At 42.9% G+C, this 13,068-nt stretch carries 17 protein-coding genes; 4 read left to right on the top strand and 13 right to left on the bottom strand.

The features are described 5' to 3' along the window. Nucleotides 1-233: 233 nt before the first annotated feature. Nucleotides 234-1,244 (top strand): biotin synthase BioB, encoded by a 1,011-nt coding sequence (gene bioB, locus LG307_RS01465; protein WP_404447229.1) that lies wholly within the window; start codon nucleotides 234-236, stop codon nucleotides 1,242-1,244. Nucleotides 1,245-1,287: 43 nt separating this feature from the next. Here the strand turns inward: bioB and LG307_RS01460 are convergent, their stop codons facing one another. The 5 genes from LG307_RS01460 to LG307_RS01440 all read right to left on the bottom strand — a co-directional run bounded on the left by LG307_RS01460 (nucleotide 1,288) and on the right by LG307_RS01440 (nucleotide 3,838). Further along, entirely contained in the window at nucleotides 1,288-1,614 is a 327-nt protein-coding gene (locus LG307_RS01460) for a YciI family protein (RefSeq protein WP_404447226.1), read from the bottom strand. Between the two features lie 89 nt (nucleotides 1,615-1,703). After that, nucleotides 1,704-1,832, bottom strand: a complete 129-nt coding sequence (locus tag LG307_RS01455) for a hypothetical protein (protein ID WP_404447224.1) — start codon at nucleotides 1,830-1,832, stop codon at nucleotides 1,704-1,706. A gap of 411 nt (nucleotides 1,833-2,243) precedes the next feature. Continuing rightward, entirely contained in the window at nucleotides 2,244-3,122 is an 879-nt protein-coding gene (locus LG307_RS01450) for an SDR family oxidoreductase (protein ID WP_404447221.1), read from the bottom strand. 260 nt (nucleotides 3,123-3,382) lie between these two features. Next, complete coding sequence (locus LG307_RS01445) at nucleotides 3,383-3,601, bottom strand: stress-induced protein, KGG, repeat-containing protein (RefSeq protein ID WP_404447219.1); 219 nt, start codon at nucleotides 3,599-3,601, stop codon at nucleotides 3,383-3,385. A 48-nt stretch (nucleotides 3,602-3,649) separates the two neighbouring features. Continuing rightward, nucleotides 3,650-3,838, bottom strand: coding sequence for a CsbD family protein (locus tag LG307_RS01440; RefSeq protein WP_404447217.1), 189 nt, complete (start codon nucleotides 3,836-3,838; stop codon nucleotides 3,650-3,652). 242 nt (nucleotides 3,839-4,080) lie between these two features. On the opposite strand from LG307_RS01440, the gene LG307_RS01435 reads away from it, so the two are divergent. Both LG307_RS01435 and LG307_RS01430 read left to right on the top strand, forming a co-directional pair. Next, complete coding sequence (locus LG307_RS01435) at nucleotides 4,081-4,230, top strand: lmo0937 family membrane protein (protein WP_404447214.1); 150 nt, start codon at nucleotides 4,081-4,083, stop codon at nucleotides 4,228-4,230. Nucleotides 4,231-4,323: 93 nt separating this feature from the next. Beyond that, the gene (locus tag LG307_RS01430) at nucleotides 4,324-4,470 is read left to right on the top strand and encodes a lmo0937 family membrane protein (protein ID WP_010195114.1); all 147 of its coding nucleotides are present in this window, start codon (nucleotides 4,324-4,326) and stop codon (nucleotides 4,468-4,470) included. A gap of 124 nt (nucleotides 4,471-4,594) precedes the next feature. On the opposite strand, the gene LG307_RS01425 is transcribed toward LG307_RS01430, so the two are convergent. The 7 genes from LG307_RS01425 to LG307_RS01395 all read right to left on the bottom strand — a co-directional run bounded on the left by LG307_RS01425 (nucleotide 4,595) and on the right by LG307_RS01395 (nucleotide 10,838). Beyond that, nucleotides 4,595-5,176 carry a CDP-alcohol phosphatidyltransferase family protein gene (locus tag LG307_RS01425; RefSeq protein WP_404447211.1) on the bottom strand — a complete coding sequence of 194 codons (582 nt, stop codon included), beginning with the start codon at nucleotides 5,174-5,176 and terminating at the stop codon, nucleotides 4,595-4,597. Between the two features lie 13 nt (nucleotides 5,177-5,189). Continuing rightward, complete coding sequence (locus LG307_RS01420; protein WP_404447208.1) at nucleotides 5,190-5,831, bottom strand: TVP38/TMEM64 family protein; 642 nt, start codon at nucleotides 5,829-5,831, stop codon at nucleotides 5,190-5,192. Next, on the bottom strand, nucleotides 5,828-6,811 hold the full coding sequence (locus LG307_RS01415; protein WP_404447205.1) for an ABC transporter ATP-binding protein: 984 nt from the start codon (nucleotides 6,809-6,811) through the stop codon (nucleotides 5,828-5,830). Before LG307_RS01415 ends, LG307_RS01420 begins: the two co-directional genes overlap by 4 nt. Continuing rightward, on the bottom strand, nucleotides 6,808-7,611 hold the full coding sequence (locus tag LG307_RS01410) for an ABC transporter permease (RefSeq protein WP_404447202.1): 804 nt from the start codon (nucleotides 7,609-7,611) through the stop codon (nucleotides 6,808-6,810). Before LG307_RS01410 ends, LG307_RS01415 begins: the two co-directional genes overlap by 4 nt. Beyond that, complete coding sequence (locus LG307_RS01405) at nucleotides 7,612-8,478, bottom strand: ABC transporter permease (RefSeq protein ID WP_404447199.1); 867 nt, start codon at nucleotides 8,476-8,478, stop codon at nucleotides 7,612-7,614. Further along, nucleotides 8,456-9,703 carry an ABC transporter substrate-binding protein gene (locus tag LG307_RS01400; protein ID WP_404447196.1) on the bottom strand — a complete coding sequence of 416 codons (1,248 nt, stop codon included), beginning with the start codon at nucleotides 9,701-9,703 and terminating at the stop codon, nucleotides 8,456-8,458. Before LG307_RS01400 ends, LG307_RS01405 begins: the two co-directional genes overlap by 23 nt. A gap of 205 nt (nucleotides 9,704-9,908) precedes the next feature. After that, a complete protein-coding gene (locus LG307_RS01395) occupies nucleotides 9,909-10,838 on the bottom strand; it encodes a manganese-dependent inorganic pyrophosphatase (RefSeq protein ID WP_404447193.1) in 930 nt (309 codons plus the stop codon). Between the two features lie 194 nt (nucleotides 10,839-11,032). Here LG307_RS01395 and LG307_RS01390 point away from each other — a divergent pair, with 194 nt between their 5' ends. After that, nucleotides 11,033-12,574 carry an FAD-dependent oxidoreductase gene (locus LG307_RS01390; RefSeq protein ID WP_404447191.1) on the top strand — a complete coding sequence of 514 codons (1,542 nt, stop codon included), beginning with the start codon at nucleotides 11,033-11,035 and terminating at the stop codon, nucleotides 12,572-12,574. 55 nt (nucleotides 12,575-12,629) lie between these two features. Here the strand turns inward: LG307_RS01390 and LG307_RS01385 are convergent, their stop codons facing one another. After that, nucleotides 12,630-13,040, bottom strand: a complete 411-nt coding sequence (locus LG307_RS01385) for a general stress protein (RefSeq protein WP_404447188.1) — start codon at nucleotides 13,038-13,040, stop codon at nucleotides 12,630-12,632. Between the last annotated feature and the right edge of the window lie 28 nt (nucleotides 13,041-13,068).

Here is a 13,068-nt window from a genome sequence, read left to right as displayed (position 1 = left end):
CCTTGTCAGCTACGAAACACAAATGTAAACTTATATTATATTTTAGTTTACATATTAAAATATTATATATAATACCCATGTTGATTGTAGTGGAAGGCGCGCAGACTCCTACGGGAGGAAGGGACAGGGGAGACCCCGCAACGAAGTGAGGAGGCTCCCGGACCGCCCGTGGAAAGCGAAGCGCCTGGAACGGAATTCAACAGTCCATGTAAAAACTAACAGGAGTGATTACTTTGACTTGGAAACAACTTGCAGAAAAAGTGGTAGAGGGCTATCTCATTACACCAGAGGAAACTTTACGCATTTTAAACGAAGACGACGATAACGTATTGGAGCTTGTACAAGCAGCCTTTCATATCCGCAAACACTATTACGGAAAAAAAGTAAAACTGAACCTAATCATCAACGCTAAAAGCGGTTTATGCCCCGAAGATTGCGGTTACTGCTCCCAGTCCATGAAAGCCGACACCGAAATTGACAGCTATCCGCTTGTCAGCAAAAAAGTTATCGTGGATGGAGCTAAAGAGGCTAAGAAAAATAAAATTGGCACCTATTGCATCGTCATGAGTGGCCGCAAGCCGACAAATCGAGACGTAGACACGGTGGTACAGGCCGTTCAGGATATAAAAAAAGATATCGACCATATGAAAATCTGCGCCTGTCTAGGGCTAGTTAATGATGCTCAAGCCAAACTCTTGAAAGAAGCCGGCGTGGATCGTTTCAACCATAATATTAATACAAGCAAAGGACATCATAGCGAGATTACCACAACCCATGATTACGAGGATCGCATCCGCACGCTCGAAACTTTAAAAAACGCAGGAATCTCCCCTTGTTCTGGTGTGATTTGCGGAATGGGTGAAACGCTTGAGGATATCGTAGAAATGGCATTTTCGCTAAAAGAATTAGGCGCCGACTCCATCCCGGTCAATTTCCTGCATCCAATAGAAGGGACAAAGCTTGCCGGCATGGATGATTTGACTCCTTTAAAATGCCTGAAGATCCTTGCCATGTTCCGCTTTGTGAATCCAACAAAAGAAATCAGGATTTCCGGAGGCCGCGAATACAATCTTCGCACGCTTCAAAGCATGGGACTATACATGGCAAACTCTATCTTCGTCGGTGACTATTTGACCACTAGCGGCCAAGCATCAAACCAAGATCACCAAATGATCAAAGACCTTGGGTTTGAAATTGAAGAAAATGCATTTGAAACAGAAAGCCAGCAGTTTGCAGGCGTGTAAACAGCATTAGGACAGTAGAACCGTAAGTGCCACTGTCCTTTTTTTATACACCTATGGTGAACTTTTCATTCATTAAAGCAAGGCGGTAAGGGGACAATTCTCCTGTCATGATTTCGCTTGCCTCCGCAGGATCGTCATTCATAAACCTTTCTGCTTCGGTTTCGTTACGTGCCATAAATATAACAATTCCAAATCCGGTTTCATCCGTCTGTTCGGTCCTTCCCGCAAGTATGACCACTCCACTTTCCACATTCTTTTTTAAGTAGGAAAAATGTCGGGATACTATTGTTTTTTCCTCTTCTGTCCACCGCTCCGGGTCATATAATCTTTCAGGTAACCTTAGTAAATAGATGTAAGTTTGCAGGCTCATGGATTCCCCACTCCTTTCTTTCCCTTAAATTTCTACAAATTCTGAGGAAATCCTTTTCCTGAATGAAGAAAAACATCCCAAATAAGATTTTAATCTCTTGGGATGTTTCTCTTTGAAATATTGGCCTTGGCAATGACCATTTCATTGTCACCAAGGACTTCATATTGGTGATGAGGACTTCTCTCTTCCTTTTTCCTCGTCACTAAGGTCTTCATCACGGTGATAAGGACTTCTCTCCTCCTTTTTTCTCGTCACTAAGGTCTTCATACTGACCATGAGGACTTCCCTCCTCCTTTTTCCTCGTCACTAAAGTCTTCATCACGGTGATGAGGACTTCTCTCCTCCTTTTTCCTCGTCACTCAGGTCTTCATACTGACCATGAGGACTTCCCTCCTCCTTTTTCCTCGTCACTCAGGTCTTCATACTGACCATGAGGACTTCCCTCCTCCTTTTTCCTCGTCACTCAGGTCTTCATACTGACCATGAGGACTTCTCTCCTCCTTTTTTCTCGTCACTAAGGTCTTCATCCCAATGAACACGAATAAATCTGAAGACTATTCCATTATTTTATTTTTTTAAAACAACGAAAAAAGGGACAGTACAAACTGCCCCACCAAAAACAAGTATTCTTATCCGTTCACAACCGTACCACCGTTAATATGAATCATTTGTCCAGAGACATACGAGGAATCCTCTGATGCCAAATAAACATAGGCCGGAGCCAATTCAGCCGGCTGGCCCGGGCGTCCCATCGGAGAATCGGTACCGAATTCCTCCACTTGTTCTCCGTCAAAGGATGCCGGAATGAGCGGAGTCCAGATTGGTCCAGGTGCTACACCGTTCACCCTGATTCCGCTGCCAACAATGTTCTCTGACAAGGAACGTGTCAACGCTACAATGGCTCCTTTGGTTGCGGAATAGTCCATTAGAACAGGCATTCCTTTATAGGCCACCACAGAGGCGGTGTTGATAATAGAACTTCCTTTGTCTAGATATGGCATTGCCGCCTGGATAAAATAAAAATAGGAAAAAATATTAGTCTGGAACGTACGAAGCAGCTGCTCTTCGGAAATGTCCTCGATTTTTTCCTGCACATGCTGTTCAGCCGCATTGTTCACGAGAATATGTAATCCTCCCAGTTCTTCTGCTGTTTGTTTTACTACATCTGTACAAAAATCCTTTTGACCGATATCACCGGAATACAACAGACATTTGGCACCATATTGTTCCACCATTTGTTTTGTTTCTTTTGCATCCTCATGTTCATCAAGGTAGACAATACTGACGTTGGCACCTTCTTTTGCATAAGCAATCGCCACTGCCCGGCCAATTCCGCTGTCCCCGCCCGTGATGATGGCATTTTTCCCTTTCAGCTTGCCGCTTCCTTTATAATCAGGGTTATCGCAGATAGGTTCTGGAATCATGTCGTTTTCGTCACCTGGTTGTTTGCCTTGTTCTTGTGGCGGTTGGCCATTTGTTTGTACAGAATAAAATCGTTCTTCACTCATTTTTATCCACTCCTATTAGAGATTTTTAAGAACACCGCTGTTCCTTTCCGCAAATGGCTCGCTTTCCGCGTGGCGACCTTGAGCCTCCTCACAACGCTTGGGGGTCTCAACATTGTCGCTTCTCCCCCGCAGGAGTCTTCGCCATTTGCTCCAATCCACAGCTGAAAACATCATTAACTTTGCTTATTTTCAAAAGATAAAGAGCAGCCCTTGTTTTCCACGGCTGCCCTTATGGTCCTTATCTATGGTTGTGGCACAGTTTAATTTGAATTTGAGTTTGAGTCTGAGTTAGAATTCGAGTTGTTTCCGCCTTTTCGGCCGATTTCCTCGAAGTGCTCTTTGCCATGCTCCTGCTTTGTCTTCTCTCCGCCCTTGCGTCCGCGCTCCTCGTACGTCATGGTGGAGTTGTTCGAGCTGTTGTTGTTCGAGTTGTTAGAACTATTGTTGCTATTATTACTGTTGTTATTGTTGTTAGCCATCTTAAATCCTCTCCTTTAAGTAATTTTAAAAGATGCTTAAGTACTGACCTACATCCAACCGTCTACTTCACGTTCCGCCTCTTCTTTTGACTTCCCGTGGCGTTCCTGAATTTTTCCTATCAGCTTATCACGATCTCCTTCAATTTGTTGAAGATCATCATCCGTGAGATTTCCCCATTTCTTCTTAGCGTCACCTTTCATCTGGTTCCACTTACCTTTCATGGTTGTCTGATTCATAATCAACTTCACCTCCCACTTCAATTTGTGACATCTGATAGCTCGTCACTAGTTACTTCATTCCTCTTCTACATAATTTAAAACCTAATTTTGGGAACAAACGCTTTTTCAAACTTTTGGCCTAATTCTACTCTCCTCCAAACAATTAAAAAAAATATTGGTTTAACATTTTACATGCTAGGGAATTACCTTCTGTGTAGACGTTGAAAAAAATACCAAAACTATATTAGGAGGAAATTCACATGTTATGGACAATCTTTGCAGTACTTTTAGTTTTATGGTTACTTGGTTTCGCAATGGAAATTGGCGGAGGACTTATTCACATTCTTCTAGTTCTTGCAGTATTAGCTATCGTATTTAACCTATTTGGAAGAAGACGTGGCGTAAGGTAACTTTTAGCCAATTATTAGTAAGAGTAACAGAAGTGGCTGAAGGGAATACCAACTATACAGCTATTACGTCAGATGTTTAGGAGGCATATCACTATGTTATGGACAATCTTTGCAGTATTACTTATTCTATGGTTACTTGGATTCTCTTTTGATATCGCAGGAAACCTTATTCACATTATCCTTGTTTTAGCACTAATCGCTTTAGTCTTTAACCTATTCGCTGGCCGCAGAAGGCCGTAGGTATATATTAAAAAGAAAAAAGCTGGAAAGAATCAGTGTTGCCACTGAAACTTTCCAGCTTTTTTTGGTAGGATCATACGAAAAGCGCTGTTGATTCCCGCAAATGGCTTCACTTTCCGCGTGTTTACTGCAGTATTCTTTTTGCTTCGATAAAACGCTGGAGACCGGTGATTATTTCAACCGCCAGGAAAATTAAGGTGGTCCACAGGACAAATGCCGGTATCAACATCATTAAGGAAAGCAAGATAAAGCCCTCTGTTCGCTCCGCAAGGCCCGCTTGATAATAAAAAGATTTCATGCCTTGTTTTTCAGACACCGCTCCTACCGTCAAAAAAACCGTAATAGAAAAAATGATAGAAACACTCAACAATAACAATGCCCACTGTATGTCGGGATAGACAAATGCCACCCCGAGGATGACACTGATTTCAACCAACCTGTCAAAGGTGACGTCCATCACCGTTCCCCAAGGAGAAGACTTGGTTTTGCGGGCCATGGTGCCATCGACCGCATCAAGAAAGCCCGAAACCCACAGCACCACTACTGCTATGATTGGCAAGCCTAAATAGAAGAATGCTCCAGACGACACCCCAATACAAAAAGAAAGGATCGTAACCTGGTTTGGTGTCATTCCGAATTTCAGCAATTGCTCTGCTGTGTTTGATATTAATGGTTGTACATATTTTCGGGCATGCGTATCTAGCATAAAAAACCTTCCTTTATTTGAAGAATTTTTGGAGACGATCTTTAAAAAATATAGGAATGATAGCAATTAGAGCAAATACGACTACCGCCACCAAAATATACGTATAGTCACCCGCAACAAAGCTTGATCCGAGAAAATTGTAGGCAAAGGTACCCGGAATGATTCCTAGTACTGTTCCGAAAAGGAAATGGACAAACCGCACTTTGGAAATTCCAGCAGCATAGCTGATAAGGTCGAAATTGAATATCGGTAATAAACGAAGGATAAGTATATAGATAAAGCCTTGTTTCTCCATGTTTTGTTGGATGGAAGCTGCTTTTCCCTTCCATGAAGTGTTTGCCAAGTTCTTACCAAGCTTTCTTGCCACCAAAAAGGACAATGCTGCACCACTTGTTGCACCAATAATTGTGTAAACAGTCCCCCAAAGAGCTCCGAATGCAAGCCCTGCTCCTAGCGATAAAACCGAAGCCGGAAACAAAACAAGCGGCCTTACAGTATATAGGATGATATAAATGATTGGCGCCCATACACCAAAGCTCAATATCCACTCTCTTATGGTGGAAGGAGAAATGGAAATATACCGATAATTTATCACTAGCAATACACCAATCACCGTTGCGAGCACAAATAGCTTTAGTCCGGTTTTTCTACTCATTGTTCAGCCCCTGAATGGAAATGAACCAAATCATGTTCTTGTTTCACGGTAACCCATACCTGTTGAGATAGTTCCAAGCTTTCCACAGAAGGAAGGGTGAGTTTTTGATGGAGGGTTTCTATCTGGATATCATAAAAAAGGCTGCCATGTTTTACTTTTTTCTGCACAATTGTACCTTTATAGGACTGATAGCCTTCTTCTGACTGTTCTTTTGCTAGTTCCAAGTTTTTAGAATGAACAAAAGAATCCTTGCCTATTAGAAGACCATCAGAATAAAATTTTGCCACAAAAGATGTTGCCGGCTCCTCATACACATCCATCGGTTTGCCAATCTGCTGAATTTCCTGTTCGGCAAATACCACGACCCTATCCCCCATCAACATTGCTTCTTCTATATCATGAGTGACAAAAAGGCTTGCAATACCTTCCTCTTTCAATAAGTTCTTCACCCACAATCGTAATTCATCCCTTTTTTCGTTATCGATGCTGCTAAAAGGCTCATCCAATAATAAAAGTTGCGGATTGGTGATCAATGCACGAGCTAGCGCAACCCTTTGTTGCTGCCCGCCGGAAAGTTCATAAGGATACTTCTTTCCGTATCCATCTAGTCCGACTTTCATCAAAAAATCGGTGGCACGTTCTTTTCGCTTGGCTTTTGTCCCTTTTCTTTTAAAAGTTAAGCCAATCATGACATTTTCTAAGACCGTCATATGCGGAAACAATAGCGGCTGTTGAAACATCATGACAATCGGACGCTCATTGGCTTGCATAGGGGTGATATCCTGTTGCCCCACTTTGATGGTTCCAGCCGAAACGGGTTCTAGTCCTGCAAGGCATTTTAATAAGGTAGATTTTCCGCTCCCTGAAGGACCGACCACGCTGATGACTTCTCCTTGATTGATCGTCAAATTCATGTCCCGGATGATGCATTTTTCTCCATACGTTTTCAATACTTTTTCCAACACTATTTTTTCACTCAATTTAAGAACACCCTTTTCTGATAAGGAATAACCAGTCGAAACACCAGTTCAAACCCGACCATCACACAAATAGGAAGCAGTGCAAACACGATCGAAAAACTAGCAATGACAGCTTCGTCCACTGACGATAGGAACGGAAAATACAACATAGCCAATGTCAAAACGTTTCCGCCACCGATAATGGAGGTTAGCGCATATTGACTTAAGGAAATGACAAAAATCAAGAACACCATGCTTCGGAAGCTTGGCAATAACTGCGGCAAATAAATTCTGTAGAGGATTGTCCCTTTTGTGCCGCCAAGGGAACTTGCTTGATCCTCCCACTTTTGCCCAATTCTCTCAAAGCCCGACCGTAGAATTTTGATAGAATATGGGACGGTGGGGATGAGATGGACCAATACAACACCTGACCACTGGTCCGCCAAGCCCAATCGTATCATGGTGATATGTATTCCCATCGCCACCGCAAGACTTGGTATGAGAATTGGGAGAAGGAGTATCACTTCCATCATCGCTTTCCCCTTGAAAGAATGAAAGGCAAGTGCTCTTGCAGCCGGTATTGCGATGAATAGATTGAGAAAAATGACCAACATCCCAATCCAAAGCGTCATCCCAATTGCCGAGTAGAAGCGAGAATCACGGAAGAGGACGGTAAATCCTCTTGCTGAAAAAGAGGTTGGGAAGATTTCTCCCCATCGCCAACCGTACGAAACACTCTTCACTAGCAATAATAGGACAGGGAGAAAGAGAACGAACGCGAAAAATATATACAATAAGCTTCTGTTTCCATTCTTTCTCATCTACATCCCGTTTCCTTTCATCATCCGATACCGTGATCTGGACACTATACTCAACAGGAGAACGAGCAGGCATAAGATAATTGCAGTTACGGTCATCATCACCGCAAAAGATTCCGGCCTTTTGCTCCAATCTCCTTGATAAAACCACTCATACGCAAGCACCGAGACCATTTTCGGATAGGTCGTACCAAGAAGATACGGCACTTCGAACGCCGCCAAAATAAAGGCAAATACAATCAATCCCGATTCCATCAGCACCGGAAACAACCAGGGCCACTCCACCGTTTTGAACACATGCCACTTGTTGCCCCCAAGTGTCTCCACCACATTCGGCAGATCTCGGTTGAGCTGCGCATAGACTGGCAATAGCATAAGGACGACAAAGGGAATTTCTTTTAATGTGTAAGTAATGATGATGCCAATCCCATATCGATCATTGGTCAGCACCGGAAACTGATCTGGACTATCTATGATAGAAAACCCATGAAGCAAAGTGGAAAACCAGCCTGTTTGTGAAAAGAGCAAAATCATCATATAACCCCAAACAAAATGGGGAAACAACATTGGCAGCCACACAACAGTACGCGCCAATTGATTTTTCAAGGTTTCAAATAAAAATTTTGTCAGTAAAAGCCCTACTATGAGAGACAGCGTCGTGGAGACAAAGGCAATCCTGAGACTATATGTTAACGAATCCAGAAAAGCCTGGTTTTCGAATATTTTTTTATATGCATCCAATGAAAAGCCATTCAACGTTGTTACACTTTCCTGTGCCGCCATAAACAGTCCGTACACGACAAGGCAAAATGTAAAAAGAAAAGCCGGAAGGAGTGCAAGTCTCCAGCTATTGCTTTTGAACCACTTCATTTACCCAGTGCTCCTTCAACCAATTCACATATTCTGCATCTACTTCAGGCAACAGGCTTTCGCTTAATTTTTCCGGTGGCAGGACAGAAGCCCCTCGATCCATTTTAGTCAATTTCTCTTTCCTCTCTTCTGGCAACTTTGTCGGATCAAGGGCCATATTTTCACCCCAATAGGTGGACTCGTATTTAGCAAGCTGGGCATCTGGGGACATTAAGAAATCAATGGCCACCATAGCTCCTGCTTTGTTCGGACTGTTAAAAGGGATAGCCAGAAAGTGTGTATTACCAATGGAACCTGAATCTAAAACAAAGGATTTTGTGGTTTCAGGAAATACGCCGTCTTTGATGAGACTTTCCGCCCTCGCTTCGTTATACCCCATCGTCATCCACACTTCCCCTTGGCTGTAGAGGCGATCCAAATCCGTCAGGGTCGCAGGGTAGGTTTCCCCTTTTCTCCAAAGGGATGGTTGGATTTCACGGAGATAGCTCCACATGTCTTCTTGGTGTTCTGCTAAAACCTCTTCCTGGTAGCCGTTTTCCAATAATTTCTCCGGCCCGCCGACAGCATCATATAGGACATGTCTCAAAAACGCGTTGCCTGTAAAATCATTTGCATCAGGATACGTGAACTTTCCCGGGTTTTCTTTTATCCAGGCTTTTAGTTCTTCAAATGTGGCAGGTGGGGTCTGGATTTTTTCTTCATCGTATTGGAAAACGAATTGCACTTTCCCCCATGGCGCCTCCATTCCCTCTACTTCTGTACCGAAGTCATATTGGACGTCCAGACTTTCTGTGTCGACATAGTTCTGATAGTTTGGCAGTTTTTCACTGAATGGTCCGTAGAGGAGCTCAAACTCCTTGGCGTTTTTGAAGTTTTCCCCGTTTATCCAGATGATGTCGATGGTACCGTCTTCTTTGTTTGCACGTTTTTCCGTGGAAAGTTTTTGGAGGATTTCATTTGTATCCATTGGGACCCGTTCTAATTCGATGTTATGGGCTTCTTTAAGAGTTGGCGTGACCCACTCATCCATATAGCGGTTGATTCCGTCATCTCCGCCCCACATGAATATACGAACCTTGGAGCCGTCGGCAAGATCGGTGATGTCGCTCCATTCTTTTTCTTTTAGTTCCTCTCCTGCGCTGTCGCTTTTTGTGTTCGAGCAGCCAGCTGCGACCATTAATAGTACGATCAATAATGACAATGCCAGTAACCTTATCTTCATCATGGACGTCCCTCTTCTCTCTTTATCAAATCTCTCTATCTATATATATAACACTATCCTTTTATACTTTAAAATGTTGGTATGTTTAGGGTGGGTTTAGGTTCTTTAGGAACCTAACGTTTTGGACGTGGATTTGGATCACTTTTGGGGTAAATTAAAAACGCATGAATTAACTCACTTAAAGAATTATTCCATGCGTCCTTTTATCTTATTTTGTTAAAGCTTCCGTCAATACAGGTACAACCTGTTTCTTACGGGACACAACACCCTTTAATAACGCAGTATTGTTTTCAAGTTTCACGTTGTACGCTTTTTCCACAACTGGTGCCTGGGAACCTAATGCAAGTGCAACAGAATCATTCTCTAGAATATCCGTCACGACAAGTAAGAACAAATCTAAATCCTTGTCCGCAACGTTCGCAGTGATTACTGCTTCCAACTCTGCTTGTTTTACAAGAACGTCGTTTGTATCAACCGTGTTTACTTGCGCGATTTCCACTTTATAGTCGCCCATTTGGAATTCTTTCGCGTCAAGGGAGATAAGCTGTTCTACTGTTTTGTCGCTAATGTCCGCTCCCGCTTTTAACATCGCTAAGCCGTACTCTTCTGCATTTACACCCGCGATTTCCGCAAGTTCTTTTGCAGCTTGTACATCTTGCTCTGTGCAAGTTGGGGATTTGAACAATAGAGAATCAGAAATGATGGCAGAAAGCATCAAACCTGCAACTGGCTTGGAGATTTCCACACCATTTTCTTTGTATAGCTTGTTTAGGATCGTGGCTGTGCAACCTACAGGCTCTGCACGGTAGTATAAAGGATCTGCTGTTTCAAAGTTTGCAATACGGTGGTGATCAATTACTTCAAGTACGCGAACTTGATCGATATCACTTACGCTTTGTTGGCGCTCGTTGTGGTCAACTAAGATTACTTCCTTCACTTCGTTTGCAACAGTTTCCACTAAACGCGGCACTTCACTGTTGAATTCTTTTAATGCATATTCGGTTTCGCCGTTCAATTCACCTAGGCGAACCGGCTCTGCGTCCATGCCTAATTGCTTTTTCAACTCTGCATAAGCGATGCTTGAGCAGATGGAATCTGTATCTGGGTTTTTATGTCCTAGTACTAAAACTTTTGTCATGAGTACTCTCCTTGCGTATATGTTTTATCGAGCTAATTCTACTAACTCTTCCACTTTGTATATTACCTTAAAACAACTTCTGTTTCAAAATGAAATTCTATTTGTCTTATCACTTTTCAAAATACTCTCCAGGAAGATATTTTCCCATCAGGTTAGGGTAGGAATTAGTAACGCTATTTAATGGAGGTTCTAATATGCCTAATATTTCAAAATTACCTTCCTATCCCGCTTCACTCTGGATGGAGCAAAATTCAGCTAATACCTTTTCCTTGCTTACGGAGGATGTCTCAGCAGATGTGACTATCATCGGTGCAGGGATTACCGGAATTACCGCCGCTTATCTGCTTGCAAAGGAAGGGTTGAAAGTTACTCTCCTTGAAGCAGGGAAAGTCATTGGCGGTACCACTGGGTTTACCACTGCTAAAATTTCCTCTCAGCATGGGTTGATTTATCAAGATTTAATAAAGCAACATGGACAAGAAAAAGCTCTTCTTTATTATGAGGCAAATCAAGAAGGCTTATCTTTCATTCAGGACTGCATCAACAATCTGAAGATAGATTGTGACTTCCGCACCCTCCCTTCATTCATTTACTCCACAAGCAAGGAAATGGAGCAAAAAGTGGAGGAAGAAGCGAATGCCTATCTCAAGCTTGGTATAGATGGCGGCTTTGCTCATTCGGAAGATCTTGCCCTTCCCTTTTCTATAAAAAATGCCGTGATGATGCGGGATCAGGCACAGTTTCATCCAGTCAACTATCTTAACGGACTGCTGCGGGCTTTTACAAAACTCGGCGGGAAAGTGTATGAGCATACAAGAGCTACCGACATACAGGCAGATTCATCGATTGTAAAAACGGAAAACGGGTGCAAGGTGAAAAGCAACCATATTATCGTCAGCACCCATTACCCATTCAATGATTTGAAGGGCCTTTTATTTTCCAGATTACATGTGGAACGTTCTTACGCTCTGGCGGCTAAAGTAAAAGAAGGAAACATACCAGATGGCATGTACTTGAGCGCAGATAAACCGACACACTCGATCCGCTCTGCAACTGGGCCTGATGGAAAGAAATTATTGCTTCTTGGAGGGCATGGTCATCCTACCGGACAAAATGACCGAGACACCTCTACTCATTATGAGAAGCTGGCCCATTTCGGGAGCAAGTATTTTGATATAGAGGATATCCCATTTCATTGGTCTTCCCAGGATATTTTTTCTTTAGATAACTTGCCTTACATCGGCCCTGTGAAGAAAGGGACTGAAAATGTGCTTATAGCTACCGCATATGCGAAGTGGGGGATGACTAACGGTACGATTGCTGCTTGTATCCTGAAAGATAGTATCCTCAACAAGGACAATCTTTACAAGGATCTATTCCATCCTAGTAGGAGTGAAGTGGATTACAGCAACACCAAAACTTTTGTAAAGGAAAATGCAACAGTAGCAAAAGAACTGATTAAGGGAAAAATAAAAAGAGAGTCCCGTAGCATCGAAGAACTGAAACATGATGCGGGTGGGATCATCCAGCTTGATGGTAAAAAAGTTGGAGCCTACAAGGACAAGGAAGGCACATGCCACCTTGTAAAGCCTACCTGTACCCATATGGGGTGCGATGTCGTGTGGAATGATGCGGAACGTTCGTGGGATTGTCCTTGCCATGCATCAAGGTTCTCCTATAAAGGAGATGTATTGGAAGGGCCAGCAACCAAGCCATTAAAACGGATTGAATCATAACACTTTTAAACATAAAAAGAGGAACGCCCCAACTATAGGAGGCGTTCCTTTAATTTTATTTGTCTACCTGTCTCAGGCCCACTGGCTCGCGATCTACCACACAAGGTTCAACGGCGCGTGCTTCTTGAGTCTCTTTTTCATTTGTCAGCACCAAGATCCTGCCGTTTTCCACATCTGTGGCATACATCGGAGCGTCACGGTCTGACAGGCCAAGCTTCAATAGTTTATTTCCTACTCCTTTTGGTGCCTGTGCTTCATCTGGCAAAAAGATTTTATCCACCACAGATTCATCCTCTTCTGGGACAATCCTCTCAACCCGTGTTCCCATCGGAAAATCAGAACCAAGGGAATCACCTAGTGACACAATGACAATCTCTTCTGCCTGATATCCTTGAACAATTAATCCTTCCACTACATTTCTAGCTTTTTTCTCTGTATCGTATACACCTAATATTGTCTTTTTCATAATTGTTTCCTCCTAGGAAAAATGATAA

The organism is Sutcliffiella horikoshii, assembly GCF_044809035.1.
In the GTDB taxonomy this organism is placed as follows: domain Bacteria; phylum Bacillota; class Bacilli; order Bacillales; family Bacillaceae_I; genus Sutcliffiella_A; species Sutcliffiella_A horikoshii_G.
This window is presented reverse-complemented; position numbering and strand designations above follow the sequence as displayed.

Bases quoted from the DNA above. Each gene is read 5' to 3' on its own strand.
- LG307_RS01450 (WP_404447221.1), bottom strand. From the start codon at position 3,122: ATGAGTGAAGAACGATTTTATTCTGTACAAACAAATGGCCAACCGCCA.
- LG307_RS01405 (WP_404447199.1), bottom strand. From the start codon at position 8,478: ATGAAGTGGTTCAAAAGCAATAGCTGGAGACTTGCACTCCTTCCGGCT.
- LG307_RS01445 (WP_404447219.1), bottom strand. From the start codon at position 3,601: ATGGCTAACAACAATAACAACAGTAATAATAGCAACAATAGTTCTAAC.
- LG307_RS01435 (WP_404447214.1), top strand. From the start codon at position 4,081: ATGTTATGGACAATCTTTGCAGTACTTTTAGTTTTATGGTTACTTGGT.
- LG307_RS01425 (WP_404447211.1), bottom strand. From the start codon at position 5,176: ATGCTAGATACGCATGCCCGAAAATATGTACAACCATTAATATCAAAC.
- LG307_RS01385 (WP_404447188.1), bottom strand. From the start codon at position 13,040: ATGAAAAAGACAATATTAGGTGTATACGATACAGAGAAAAAAGCTAGA.
- LG307_RS01400 (WP_404447196.1), bottom strand. From the start codon at position 9,703: ATGATGAAGATAAGGTTACTGGCATTGTCATTATTGATCGTACTATTA.
- LG307_RS01410 (WP_404447202.1), bottom strand. From the start codon at position 7,611: ATGAGAAAGAATGGAAACAGAAGCTTATTGTATATATTTTTCGCGTTC.
- LG307_RS01460 (WP_404447226.1), bottom strand. From the start codon at position 1,614: ATGAGCCTGCAAACTTACATCTATTTACTAAGGTTACCTGAAAGATTA.
- LG307_RS01420 (WP_404447208.1), bottom strand. From the start codon at position 5,831: ATGAGTAGAAAAACCGGACTAAAGCTATTTGTGCTCGCAACGGTGATT.
- LG307_RS01390 (WP_404447191.1), top strand. From the start codon at position 11,033: ATGCCTAATATTTCAAAATTACCTTCCTATCCCGCTTCACTCTGGATG.
- LG307_RS01395 (WP_404447193.1), bottom strand. From the start codon at position 10,838: ATGACAAAAGTTTTAGTACTAGGACATAAAAACCCAGATACAGATTCC.
- LG307_RS01440 (WP_404447217.1), bottom strand. From the start codon at position 3,838: ATGAATCAGACAACCATGAAAGGTAAGTGGAACCAGATGAAAGGTGAC.
- LG307_RS01430 (WP_010195114.1), top strand. From the start codon at position 4,324: ATGTTATGGACAATCTTTGCAGTATTACTTATTCTATGGTTACTTGGA.